Below are 12,296 nucleotides of genomic sequence, written 5' to 3'. Positions count from 1 at the left end.
CTGTTAGTAGCTTTTGATCGACAAACGAACTGTTCGGACGGGGCGAACGAAACCGCGGCCGCGTCGCAACTATGGCATTCGGTAACAAGGCTTATTACATCCCTGTTCGTAGCCTCGACTGAGGACCACGAACACAGGTCCCGTCTGACGATATGAGCTCCTCACCACCGGAAACCGAGACGTACGAAGTCACGCTCACCCGAGACGAGCAATGGGTCGCCCACCACGTCCTCTCGAAGCGCTTCAACGAGGCCCTCGAGACCGACGAGATGCCGCCCGAGTGGACCCTCGAGTTACTCGAGACGCTCGAGGCCGACGGCGACACGGAACGACTCACCGGCCCGCAGGCCGATCGCCTCTATGACGAACTGGCGACGTACGTCGACCGCGAGGAGACGCCCGACCGGGACGTAAGCGACGGCTCGACCGTCCTCGACCGGCTCGAGGTCATCTGCGAAGCCGAAGTCTAGACAGTTTTCGTTTCGGTAGTCACGCGATTCGTCGTCGAACAGCCCGCACGGGCAGCCGTTCTCAGGGTCGCGTCGTCGCCCAGACAGCCGTAATCGCGAGCAAAATAGCGGGTGCCAGGGGCACGATCAACAGCGCAAACCGGTAGCCCTCCGCACCGGGTGGGACGAGGTAGATCAGAGTCGGAGCGGCGAGAAACGCGAAGACGATGACGCCGACGAGGGTCCAGCCGCGCCAGTCGAACTCCCGGTCGGCCGTCGCGGGGTGTACCGGTTCGTGATCGTCCCCGCTATCGGCCGGTCCGTCAGCTCCCCGTTCGCCGTCCGTGTCGGCGTCGACCGCCGCTGGATCGTGGACGTAGCCGCCGTCATCGCTCGAGCTCACTATCGATTCGTTTCGAGCGCGCAGTGAAAGCACTCACGGTTCCCCCTCCGCTCGTCTCCGAAGCGATCGGAAACGGGAACGGTTCGTCGGGCGTCAATCGCTTCCGACTATAATTCGCTGTCCGGCCGGACGACGACCTTGCCGAACCCTTCGCGGTTCTCGATGATCTCGTGGGCGCGTGCGGTTTCGCTCATCGGCAGTTCCTCGCGGATGGCGGGCTCGAACGTGCCGTCCCAGACGAGTTCCATCACGTCGTCGACCTGATCCGGCGTGGCCATCGTCGAACCGATGATCTGCAGCTGATTCCAGAAGATACGCGGGATGTCCGTCTCCGGGTTGCCGCCGCCGGTTCCCCCGCAGGTGACGAGTCGCCCGCCCTTGGTCAGGCTCTTGAGCGAGTTCTGCCACGTCGGCGCGCCGACGTGTTCGACGACGACGTCGACGCCGCGGCGGTCCGTTTCCTCGAGGATCCAGTCCGCGAAGTCCTCCTCCTCGTAGTTGCAGACGTGGTCCGCGCCGTGTTCGCGGGCGTAGTCGAGCTTCTCCTCAGTGCTACCGGTCGCGTACACCTCCGCGCCCGCGTAGTCAGCGATCTGAAGCGCGGCGTGGCCGACCCCACCGCTGGCACCCAGCACGAGCACCGACTCGCCGGCCTCGAGGTCGGCGCGTTCGATGAGCATCCGCCAGGCGGTCTGGAAGACCAGCGAGCTCGAGCCGGCGACCGACCAGTCGACGTGGTCGGGGACGGGGATCAGGTTATCCTCGGGAATTGCGGCGTATTCGGAGTGAACGCCGGTAACATGCTCGCCGATGATGTGAAAGCGCGGATCGAGCGTCGGGTCGTCCATCCGCAGGTCGCCGACGCCGGCCGAGAGCGCGACGTGATCGCCCGCCTCGAAGCGAGTTACGTCCTCGCCGACGTCCTCGACGACGCCGGCCCCGTCGCTGCCCGGAATGTGTGGCATCTCGAGGTCGATCCCCGGCATTCCCCGTCGCGTCCAGATGTCCAGATGGTTGAGCGCGGCCGCCTTGATGTCGACCAGTACCTCGTCCCGATCGATCTCAGGATCGGGATACTCGCCGTACTCGATGACGCCCCTGTCGCCGTGTTCCGCGAATTGGACTGCCTGCATATACGCGGACCAACGGAAACGGCGTCCATAACAGTTGGGCTACCAGCATGCCGTATTCGCCGCGATCACGTTGTACTATAAACCATTATTTGTCAGAGGTGTGTCGAGACAACGGAAGACCGATGGCAACTGAAACGGAGACGGTGTCCAAGACCGAACGAGCGTCGGGCGGAGGGTGGCGCATCTGGCTCGAGCAGGCCAGCGCGTTCACTCGCCGGAATCTACAGGAGGTGCGAAACAGCGGGATCATGCTGCTGTGGGTACTCGCATTCCCCGCGATTATGTACTCGCTCCAGACGGTGCAGGGGGCCGAAACGACTGCCACGGCCGATGCGAGCGCGTCCATCGGAATCGGCGTCCTCGGGTCGATGTTCGTCTGTCTCTTCGTCTTCGGAAACCAGCTCGCGACCGACCTCGAGGACCGGCGCTACGTCGCCTATCGGTCGATGCCCATCTCGCCGTCGGCCGAACTGACCGGCCGAATGACCGCCGGGTTCGTCCTCGCGGCGGGCGCGTTCACCGCGACGCTGGTCGCTGGGCTGGCCACCGGCGCGTCCTACGGTCTCCGCGGTCCCGAATCAATACCGATCGTCCTGGTCGCCGGCGTGCTGACCTGCCTGATCTGGATGGTCGTCGCCATCCCGTTCGTGATCGCCGCGGGGAACAAACAGGTCGCAACGCTGGCGACCACGTTCGTCGCCATCACGACGTTCACCCTGACCGGGCTCAACGGCGCCGTTCCGGCGCAATCGGTGATCGACGGCCCGGTGCTGAACTATCTCCCGAACACGCTCCCGACTCGAGTGCTCATCGCTCACCTCGTCCCGGCCGAGAGCTGGACGGGGCTCGGCATCGCACCGCCTGCGATGCCGACCGGGCCGGAATTCCTCGCGTTACTGGCCATCTATGCGGCCCTCGCAGTCGTCGCCGGAACGATGCTCGTGAATCGAATGCTCTACGATCAAGGGTGGTGGCCGTGACCGATCCGGTCGCGACCGTCGACGGCGTTCGCAAGTCCTTCGGCGAGGAGGGCGTCCTCGAGGACGTCGATCTCACGGTCGAGGACGGTGAGCTCCTCGTTTTGATGGGGGCAAACGGAGTCGGCAAGTCGGTGTTGCTCTCCTGTCTCGCCGGCAGCGAGCGTCCCTCCGCGGGCAGCGTCGACGTCTTCGGCGAACCGGCGACGGCTCGTGCGGACACGACGAGTTTTCTCCTGCAGGACGCACTCGCCCTCGAGAAACTCACCGGTCGAGAAACCATCCACTTCTACCGCCGGCTCCATCCAGCGTTCACGGACGACTGGCGCACACACGTCGAGCGTCTCGGCCTCGCCGACGACCTCGACAAGTCCGTCGCGGACTACTCCGGCGGAATGGTGCGAAAACTCGAGTTCGCCATCGCCGCCAGCATCGACGTCCCGCTGTACCTGTTCGACGAGCCGACCGCGGCGCTCGATCTCGCGACGATCCCGGCGGTCCACGAGCTGTTCCGCGAGAAACAGGCTGCGGGAAAGACGATCGTCGTCGCCAGCCACCGACCGATGACCGCCGATATCGCCGACCGAATCGCCTTCCTCGCGGACGGTCGGATCGTCGCGACCGGAACACCTGCGGAACTGCTGGCGTCGGTGCCGCCCGTCCTTGAGACGGGAGCATCGAACGCGAGCGCGCTCACGGCGGTCGTCGACGGCGAGCCGTTCGCCGTGGCCGGGAGTATCCACGGGTTCGTCCCCTCGCAATACGAAGACGCGGTCGCAGATACTCCGGGACGGATACTCGACGAACTCGCGGCCACATCGGGGATCGACCGAACGGCGCTCGCGATTGCCGAACCGACCTACACGGACCTCTTCACGTACTACACGAACGGTCCATCGACACCGACTTCCGCCGATCACCGATGACCAGAGACGGACGTTTTTACCCGCCGGCTTTCGAAGACGCGGTATGAACGAGACGGACTCGGACGCCACCGAACCCGGCGACGGGACGCTCTGTACCGGCGTCGTCACGATCGCCTCGGATCGCAGCCTCGCGGCCGACGACGCCGGTGAGGCCATCGGCGAGGCGCTTGAGGACGACGGCAACGAGGTCGTGGTCCGGGAACACGTCGGCTCGGACTACGACAGGGTCCAGTCGATCGTCTCGCGGTTGATCGACCGCGACGACGTCGAAATCATCATTACCGCCGGCGCGACCGGCGTCGAGCCGGCAGATATCACCATCGAAGCCGTCGACCCGCTCTTAGAGAAGAAACTGGCCACGTTCAGCGAGCTGTTCACCGTGTTGGCCTACGAGCAGATCGGCACGAAAGCCGTCGCCGCGCGGACCCTCGCCGGCATCGCCGAGGGGACGCCGGTCTTCTGTCTCCCCGGCAACCCCGACGCGGCCCGTCTCGCGCTTGCAGAGATCATCCTGCCGGAAGCGACCGGGATCGTCGAACTCGCACGCGAACCGGAACCGGAGTCCGAGGGCGAGGCGGATACCGAGGAGGATCCGGACACCGAAAACGAGGCGGGCACCGGAGAAGAATCAGAGACCGCGGACGAGACGGTGGATACCGGTGTCCCGAACGAAGCGACGGACGGGGGGTCCTGACGTGGGCTCCGGCGACCGCGATGGCGGCGGGACAGGAAGCGATGCCATCGACAAGGCGTCCGTCCGCGAGCGAATCTGGGATGACCTCGAGGAGAGCGGCAAGGCCCGGTTTCCGTTCCCGCCCCACGGCCGGATTCCGAACTTCGCCGGGGCGAGCGACGCTGCAGACCGGCTGGCCGAGCAACCGGAGTGGAAGGAGGCGACGACGATCAAGGCCAATCCCGACGCGCCGCAGTTGCCCGTGAGGCGGCGGGCGCTGCACGAGGGAAAGACGGTCTACATGGCCGTGCCGCGACTTCGGGACGAGCGGTGTTTCCTGAAACTCGATCCAGACGAACTCGAGGACTACGACGCGGCGACGACCGTCTCCGGTTCGTCGAAACACGGCGAGCAGGTCGGCCCCGAAGCGGTCGACCGCGTCGATCTGATCGTCTCGGGGAGCGTCGCAGTGACCGAGGAGGGTGGCCGAATCGGCAAAGGGGAGGGCTACAGCGACCTCGAGTACGCCGTCCTCCGGGAACTCGGTCTGGTCGACGAGTCGACGCCGGTGGCGACGACGGTCCACGAACGGCAGGTGATCGACGACGCCGTCGCGATCGAGGCTCACGACGTCGCGATGGACCTCGTCGTCACGCCCGAGCGGGTGGTGCGACCAGAGAGCGGAAGCGAGCAACCCGCGGGGATCGACTGGGACCTGCTCACGAACGAGCGACTCGAGGAGATTCCGGTCCTCAAGCGACTCGAATCATCGTAACCGACGCGTCATCGACCGATTCTACCGTTGAAATGCAGGTTTCAGACGGACGGTTCGAGGAGAGCGGAACGTAGCGACCACGACGGTCTCGAGAGGGGGGATCAATCGGTACAAAACGATCGCGAAGCGGTCCATCCCCGGAGCGCGGCGAAAAACGCCGCGCCCCAAGTGCCAGAATCGCAGGGTGCGACGCGAGCCGGTGGGGTGGGCCCGCGTCAACGAGAATCGGTTGGCAGTGGTGGGGAAGGGTGCTGTGGTGGGGTTGCTGGAAGTCGCGGGTACAGGTGGTGGGTGCCATCGGTGGGGTCTGCCCGTCGACCTCCACTCGTGAGTACTGGCGATTGCTACTTGAACGGAGGTGATGGTATACCGATCTTACGCCGAGTTCCCCCGAATTCAATACGAATTTACACCGGCGAACTCCGCCTCGAGACAGTTCATACGGCGGCTGTAGCGAAGCGGAGTTCGCACGATGAGATTACCCGGTCGATGCCCGCCCGTGAGCAGTTCGGCGGCGCGACTGGCGGTCGATCAGGAGCTCAGTACGAAACCGATCGGCAGAATGTGTGAACGGACTCGCGGTCGACGGATCCGGCGTCAGGCGACCAGTTCGTCGGCGACGATGCTCGCGTCCATCAACTGCGGGTCGATCGCGAGGTCGAGTTGCCCCCTGACGAACTCGGGGACGGAGTCCCGAGCGTAGACGACGGTTCGGAGCCCGTCGTTCAGGTCGCAGGCAATCGGGATCGTCGTCGCCTGTTCGGTGTCGGTCAGGACGTACAGATCAGCCGCGACGATGCCGGCTTCCTCGAGGTGCGGACGGGAGATAACGCCGTTGAGTCGGGTGACATCGACACCCTCGTGCTCGAGCGCGTCGCCGATACCGTCGTCGTCGGGGCCGGCGACGATGGCGGTCGTGGTTGTGGTACTCATTCGTACTCGATTGTCGCGGGCGGCTTGTGGGTCACGTCGTAGACGACGCGAGCGACGTTGTCGTTCTGACCGGTGATCCGGGACTGGATGCGCTGGAGGGTCTCCCAGTCGATCTCCTGGGCGCGGGCGGTCATCCCGTCACGAGAGTCGACCGAGCGCACGGAGACGACCCAGCCGTGGACTCTGTTGTCTCCCTTGACCCCCGTGGCCTTGCCGATGACGGCTGCAAGCGCTTGCCAGGGCTCGTACTCCTCGAGTTCCTCCTCGACGACGTGACAGGAGTGGCGGGCGACCTCGAGTTTCTCCTCGGTGACTTCGCCGATGACGCGCACGGCGAGTCCGGGACCGGGGAACGGCATCCGCTCGGCGACGATCTCGTCGAGGCCGAGGTGGCGGGCAACCTCGCGAACTTCGTCCTTGTAGAGGTCGCGGACCGGTTCGACGATGCCCTCGAAGTCGACGATCTCGGGGAGCCCACCGACGTTGTGATGGGACTTGATCCCACCCTCGCTCTCGATGCGATCGGGGTAGATCGTTCCCTGGACGAGATAGTCGGCGTCTGCGTCTTTGGCCTCGCGCTCGAATTCTCGGATGAACTGCTCGCCGATGATCTTGCGCTTTTCCTCGGGATCGGTGGTTCCCCCGAGCGCCTCGAGGAAGCGGTCTTTCGCGTCGACGATCCGCAGGGACTCCATGTAGTCGAACGTCTCGCGGATCTGGTCAGTCTCGCCTTTCCGCATCAAGCCGGTGTCGACGTAGACCGGCGTGAGTCGGTCGCCGATGGCCTCGTAGGCCAGTGCGGCGGCGACCGACGAGTCGACGCCGCCCGAAAGGGCGATGACGGCGTTCGCGTCGCCGATTTCGTCGCCGATCTCTGCAACTGCGTCTGGAACGAACGTCTCGGTGTCTACCATTAGTGGGTTACCTCTGTTTCCGCGTCGGTGTCCGCGTCGTCGGGTTCGCTCTCGGCCTCGGCCCCATCGTCAGTCTGCTCGAGGATGGCCTCAACCAGCCCCAAAAACGGCGGGCTCGGCTGTCCGGGTCGTGACGTGTACTCGGGGTGGAACTGCGTCCCGAAGAAGAACGGGTGATCCTCGAGTTCGAGGATCTCCATCCGGTTGCCCGCAGTGCCGGAGAAGACCAGCGGTTCGTCCTCGAACTGGTCGAAGTACTCGGGGTTGACCTCGTAGCGGTGTCGGTGGCGTTCGGAACAGGACGTGTCACCGTAAAGCTGGTAGGCCAGCGTCTCGGGTTCGATGACGGTCGTATGCTCGCCCAGCCGCATCGTCCCGCCCATATCCTCCACCTCGTATTGCTCGGGCAGGATGTCGATGATTGGATGCGGTGTGTCGTCTTCCATCTCGGCGGAGTGAGCGTCCTCGAGGCCGAGCACGTTCCGGGCGTACTCGACGACGGCCATCTGGAAGCCCAGACAGAGCCCGAGGAAGGGAACGTCGTGTTCGCGGGCGTACTGAACCGCCCGAATCTTGCCTTCGGAGCCGCGCATCCCGAACCCGCCGGGGACGATGATCCCGTCCATCCCCTCGAGTTGGCCGTCGTGGCCCTCGCTCAGTTCGTCGGCCGCGACCCAGTGGACGGTCACGTCGCTGCCGACCTCGAAGCCGGCGTGTTTCAGCGACTCGTGGATCGACATGTAGGCGTCCTCGAGATCGTACTTGCCGACCAGCGCGATGTCGATCTCGCCGTCTTTCTCCGTGGTGACGATGTCGCGCCACTCGTTCGTTCGCTGGCCCTCCGGGAGCGCCTCATCGGCGAGGCCGAAGTGCTCGAGGACGTACTGGTCGAGCCCCTCGTCTTCGACCATCAGCGGGACGTGATAGACGTCCTCGACGTCCGGATTGGAGAACACCGCGTCCGTTGGAATATCACAGAACAGCGCGATCTTCTCCTTGGTCTTCGGCTCGAGGCGATCCTCGCAACGGCCGACGATCACGTCTGGCTGGAGGCCGATCGAACGGACCTCCTTGACCGAGTGCTGGGTCGGCTTCGTCTTCTGCTCGCCGTTTTTCGAATACGGAACCAGCGTGACGTGCGTGAAGAGAACGTTCTCTTCGGGCTCCTCATGGGCGAACTGACGAAGCGCCTCGAGGTAGGGCATGCCCTCGATGTCCCCGACGGTGCCGCCGACTTCGATGAGACAGACATCGGTGCCTTCGGCGGCCTCGCGGATCCGCCGCTTGATGTCGTCGGTGATGTGGGGGATGATCTGGACCGTCTTTCCCAGGTAGTCGCCGGCGCGTTCCTTCTCGATGACGTGCTGGTAGGTCTTGCCCGTCGTGATGTTGTGATCCGAGGTCATGTCGATATCGAGGAACCGTTCGTAGTTCCCGAGATCGAGGTCGACCTCGCCGCCATCCTCGAGGACGTAGACCTCCCCGTGCTGGTAGGGGTTCATCGTCCCCGCGTCGACGTTCAGATACGGATCGATCTTGACCGCGGTGACGTCGAACCCGGCGTTTTTGAGGAGCCGGCCGGTGCTCGCGGCCGTGATCCCCTTCCCGAGCCCCGACATGACGCCGCCGGTGACGAAGATGAACTTGTTCCCCAGCGAGGGGTCATAATGAGTGTCCGATTCCGTCGGCATACCGAGTGTGCGCGCGACCGCTTGAAAACGATTTCGGGACTGCACTGCCTCCGACACAGGTTGTCATCCCCTCGTCGAGGGGGCACCCCTCGGTGTTCCGCGCTATGGGAAAACATTCGTCCAAAAACGGGGAGGGGCTTACTGCGGGTTTTCGTCCTGTACTTCGACGATCTCGGCGTGCTCGAGTGACTCGAGACCCCTTTCATGCGGAGTTGAACCGTCTGTCCGGGGAGAGCCGGATCCCCTCCTCGGCCGAATTCCCGTCTCGAGTCGACGGTGACTCCGGTCGTCACCGAGAAGTACCGCCCGTTCGTGGCCACGAGCATAACCGATCTACACGTCACCGTCGACGGCCGCGACCTCGAGGCGGTCTGGACCGACGACGCACCCGAAACGAGGGCCGCACTCGAGGACGCGCTACCCGTCGCGGGCGAGGCGACGCGCTGGGGCGACGAACTCTATTTCGATCTCGCGCTGGACGTACCGCTCGAGAACGCCAGCGCGGTCGTTCCCGAGGGATCCATCGCCTACTGGCCGGCCGGCGGGAAGCTGTGTCTGTTCTGGGGACCGACGCCGGCCAGCGAAGACAGTGAGCCCCGCGCCGCCGCGCCCGTGACCGTCATCGCGCGTGTTACTGATACCGAGCCGCTCGCGGACCTCGAGGACGGAGCGCGGGTTCGGCTCGAGCGGACGGACGTCTGAGAAATTACATTCCTCGCGGTGGGGAACGCAGCGAGGCGTAACGCGGAACGTCTCCGATTGCGTCTCGACTGACCGGTGCGTGGAGCTGTGTGATCGAGGATGATTGAGAGGAAAAGAGGGTGTCCTGCTATCGTGGCAACGCGAAATGACCACGCCCTCCCCAGCCGATTCGTTCGGTCGGTCTGCTCACGGATCGCTTCGCTCTCCGTCTGCTCACGGGTCTTCGACCCGTTCGCATGGTTCGCGGGACCTCCGGTCCCGCGCTATTCACTTTCGAGGCGCTCCCTCAGGTCGCGCCTCGCCGACAGCGCGCGCCACCGCACGCCGGCTGGTCGGTCTGGTGTGACACGTTGGTTCCCTCAATCGATCGACCTATTTCCCCCAGAAGGGATCCCGACTGCGCTGCTTGTCGAGGTACATGTTCAGCGCCTCGAGTTCGTCGCCGGGGATATCGCTCGCGAGTTCCTGCTCGAGGATCTTCGCGTGTTTCTCGGGGATCTCGATCCAGAGTTCGTCGTCTTCCTCGATCCCCCGTCCGACGGTGGGGCCGTCGATGGCGACTGAGACGCGGTTGCCCGCGCGGACTTCGTCGACGTCTTCGCCTTGCTCCTGGATCCCCTTGACCTGGCCGACGCGGTCGGCCTCGTTACCATCGAACTTGACGACGTTTGCGTTGTTCTGGACCGTTCCGGCGTTCACCTCGACGCCGACGACTGCGGGGTCGTTCTGGCGGAAGGTGTGGTCCGGGAGGATCCGGAATCGAGCGGGTCGCGTGATGTTCTCGAGAATGGTGTCCTGCTGGGCCTTTTCGATGCCCTCGACGTACTCCTCGTACTCCTCGATGAGCTGGTAGATGACCTCGTCGGTGAAGATCGTCACGTCCTCGATCTCCGCCCGGTCCTCGGCGTCGTCGAGCACGTCGACGTTGAACCCGAGGATTGCCTTCTGTTTCCCGTCTTCGGCCGTCGAGGCGACCGAGACGTCCCGCGGCGCGACGTCGCCGACCTCCGCGCGGACGATCGGCACCTCCGCGTCGCCTAAGGCGTCGGCCATCGCCTCGAGGCTGCCGAGCGTGTCGGCCTTGACGACGACACCTTCTTCGGCGGTGTCGACGGCGATATCCGCGAGTTCGGCCTGGACTTCAGCGACGACCTCCTCGAGGTCGCGGTCGCGGACGACCCGGACCGGCGCGCCGGCCATCGCGTCCGCGAGTTCAGGTGCGGCGACTTTGATCCCGGACGCTGCCGAGACCTCGTCGACTTTCTCGAACCGGCTCTCGGTTCGGATCTCGGCGAGCGGCCGCGGCTGGAGCAGCGCGCGCACCTCGGTCACGATCGGCTCGTTCTGGCCGCCGACGACGATCGTGTCGTCCGACCGGATCGTCCCGTCGTACAGCACCGTGTCGATCGTCGTCCCGAACCCTTTCTCCTCTTTGACCTCGAGGACGGTGCCGACGCCGGGGCCGGCGACGTCGATCTCCATCTCCTCTTTCATGTAGCGCTGGGAAAGACCCATCATGACGGTCAGGAGGTCCGGAACGCCCTCGCCGGTCATCGCCGAGACGGGGACGACGCCGACGTTTCGCTGGAAGTTCTGGACCCGCCAGTAGAGATCGGCGGAGAAGCCCTCGTCCGAGAGATTTCCGATGATCTCGTAGAGGCTCTCGTCGAGGCGCTGGCGGACGCGCTCGGACTGGGACTCGTAGGTGTCGTTGATCGGCGAGTCCTCGTTGGGGTTCCAGCCGGGAACCGTGTCGATCTTGTTCGCCGCGACGATAAACGGCGTTTCGGAGCGCTTGAGGATGTCTAAGGCCTCGAGCGTCTGGGGCTGGAAGCCGTCGTTGACGTCGACGACGAGGATTGCGATATCGGCCAGCGCGCCGCCGCGCGAGCGCAGCGTGGTAAAGGAGTGGTGACCCGGCGTGTCGATGAAGAGGAGGCCAGGGAGGTCGAAGTCGTCCGGGTCGACGAGTTCGCCCGCGATCGTGGAAATGATGTCCAGCGGGACGGCGGTCGCGCCGATGTGCTGGGTGATCGCGCCTGCTTCGCCCTCGATGACCGCGGAGCCGCGGATCTTGTCGAGGAGACTTGTCTTGCCGTGATCGACGTGTCCGAGGACGGCGACGATCGGCGTTCTGAGAGATGTGGGGTCGCGTGTATCCGTATCCGACATGGTGAACCACCCGAGGAAGGTCTTATCTAAATCGTCCGTATCGCCGCAGTTAAACCCATCGTCATCGGCGTTCCGGTGATCACGGCCGCAATCGCGGCCCGCCCGACGACTGCGGACCGGTTCGACGGGTGGGTCCAGTCCCGAACGTCCGCGTCGAACTCGAGCGCGTTCGAACGGATCCAACTGTGTCCGAACGAGGTTCGATTGGGCGGGCATTCGGCCCGTGTCTGCCCGGCGTCAGACGCCAAGCCGCGCTCACCCCGTGGTTTTTAATACCGATTAGTAAGTACGGGTATGCATGAGCGATATACTCGCTGAAAACCTCTCGGGGAAGTCCGTCATGGGTTCCGACGGCACCGAGCTTGGATTGCTCTACAACATCACGATGGATCTCAAATCGGGGAAACTCAACGATCTCGTTATCGAGCCGGACGAGGAACTGTCCCGGCGCGCCGTCGATTTCGATCTCGACGACGCCGGCCACTTCCTCGTTCCCGTTAACCGCGTTCAGGCGGTAAAAGACTACATTGTCGTCCAGCGCTAACGGT

Annotated in this window: 13 protein-coding genes; 7 read left to right on the top strand and 6 right to left on the bottom strand. The window is 64.5% G+C overall.

Annotation, left to right across the window (positions count from 1 at the left end; translation table 11 throughout):
- Window positions 1-152: 152 nt before the first annotated feature.
- Window positions 153-470 carry a hypothetical protein gene (locus ACEWFR_RS06475; RefSeq protein ID WP_374060255.1) on the top strand — a complete coding sequence of 106 codons (318 nt, stop codon included), beginning with the start codon at window positions 153-155 and terminating at the stop codon, window positions 468-470.
- Between the two features lie 61 nt (window positions 471-531).
- Here the strand turns inward: ACEWFR_RS06475 and ACEWFR_RS06470 are convergent, their stop codons facing one another.
- Complete coding sequence (locus ACEWFR_RS06470) at window positions 532-852, bottom strand: hypothetical protein (RefSeq protein WP_374060254.1); 321 nt, start codon at window positions 850-852, stop codon at window positions 532-534.
- Between the two features lie 107 nt (window positions 853-959).
- A complete protein-coding gene (locus tag ACEWFR_RS06465; RefSeq protein WP_374060253.1) occupies window positions 960-1,985 on the bottom strand; it encodes a zinc-binding dehydrogenase in 1,026 nt (341 codons plus the stop codon).
- Window positions 1,986-2,107: 122 nt separating this feature from the next.
- Here ACEWFR_RS06465 and ACEWFR_RS06460 point away from each other — a divergent pair, with 122 nt between their 5' ends.
- From ACEWFR_RS06460 to ACEWFR_RS06445, 4 genes are read left to right on the top strand one after another with little or no spacing between them, the layout of a single operon-like run.
- Complete coding sequence (locus ACEWFR_RS06460; protein WP_374060252.1) at window positions 2,108-2,965, top strand: ABC transporter permease; 858 nt, start codon at window positions 2,108-2,110, stop codon at window positions 2,963-2,965.
- Window positions 2,962-3,888, top strand: a complete 927-nt coding sequence (locus tag ACEWFR_RS06455) for an ABC transporter ATP-binding protein (RefSeq protein ID WP_374060251.1) — start codon at window positions 2,962-2,964, stop codon at window positions 3,886-3,888. The genes ACEWFR_RS06460 and ACEWFR_RS06455 overlap by 4 nt, the downstream gene beginning before the upstream one ends.
- A 43-nt stretch (window positions 3,889-3,931) precedes the next feature.
- Window positions 3,932-4,582, top strand: coding sequence for a molybdenum cofactor biosynthesis protein B (locus ACEWFR_RS06450; RefSeq protein WP_374060250.1), 651 nt, complete (start codon window positions 3,932-3,934; stop codon window positions 4,580-4,582).
- 1 nt (window position 4,583) lies between these two features.
- Window positions 4,584-5,336 carry a 5-formyltetrahydrofolate cyclo-ligase gene (locus ACEWFR_RS06445; protein WP_374060344.1) on the top strand — a complete coding sequence of 251 codons (753 nt, stop codon included), beginning with the start codon at window positions 4,584-4,586 and terminating at the stop codon, window positions 5,334-5,336.
- A gap of 597 nt (window positions 5,337-5,933) precedes the next feature.
- Here the strand turns inward: ACEWFR_RS06445 and ACEWFR_RS06440 are convergent.
- Genes ACEWFR_RS06440 through ACEWFR_RS06430 form a run of 3 tightly spaced genes read right to left on the bottom strand, consistent with a single transcriptional unit; the run spans window position 5,934 to window position 8,874 of the window.
- Complete coding sequence (locus tag ACEWFR_RS06440) at window positions 5,934-6,269, bottom strand: CTP synthetase (RefSeq protein WP_374060249.1); 336 nt, start codon at window positions 6,267-6,269, stop codon at window positions 5,934-5,936.
- Entirely contained in the window at window positions 6,266-7,183 is a 918-nt protein-coding gene (gene guaA, locus ACEWFR_RS06435) for a glutamine-hydrolyzing GMP synthase (RefSeq protein ID WP_374060248.1), read from the bottom strand. The genes ACEWFR_RS06440 and guaA overlap by 4 nt, the downstream gene beginning before the upstream one ends.
- A complete protein-coding gene (locus tag ACEWFR_RS06430) occupies window positions 7,183-8,874 on the bottom strand; it encodes a CTP synthase (protein WP_374060247.1) in 1,692 nt (563 codons plus the stop codon). Before ACEWFR_RS06430 ends, guaA begins: the two co-directional genes overlap by 1 nt.
- Before the next feature lie 324 nt (window positions 8,875-9,198).
- Between ACEWFR_RS06430 and ACEWFR_RS06425 the strand changes: the two genes are divergently transcribed.
- Window positions 9,199-9,576 (top strand): cyclophilin-like fold protein, encoded by a 378-nt coding sequence (locus ACEWFR_RS06425; protein ID WP_374060343.1) that lies wholly within the window; start codon window positions 9,199-9,201, stop codon window positions 9,574-9,576.
- 372 nt (window positions 9,577-9,948) lie between these two features.
- On the opposite strand, the gene infB is transcribed toward ACEWFR_RS06425, so the two are convergent.
- Window positions 9,949-11,748 carry a translation initiation factor IF-2 gene (gene infB / locus ACEWFR_RS06420; protein ID WP_374060246.1) on the bottom strand — a complete coding sequence of 600 codons (1,800 nt, stop codon included), beginning with the start codon at window positions 11,746-11,748 and terminating at the stop codon, window positions 9,949-9,951.
- A gap of 298 nt (window positions 11,749-12,046) precedes the next feature.
- Here infB and ACEWFR_RS06415 point away from each other — a divergent pair, with 298 nt between their 5' ends.
- On the top strand, window positions 12,047-12,292 hold the full coding sequence (locus ACEWFR_RS06415) for a PRC-barrel domain-containing protein (protein ID WP_098724692.1): 246 nt from the start codon (window positions 12,047-12,049) through the stop codon (window positions 12,290-12,292).
- Window positions 12,293-12,296 lie beyond the last annotated feature (4 nt).

The sequence above is a fragment of the Natrinema sp. H-ect4 genome, from assembly GCF_041894845.1.
Taxonomy (GTDB): Archaea; Halobacteriota; Halobacteria; order Halobacteriales; family Natrialbaceae; genus Natrinema.
This window is presented reverse-complemented; position numbering and strand designations above follow the sequence as displayed.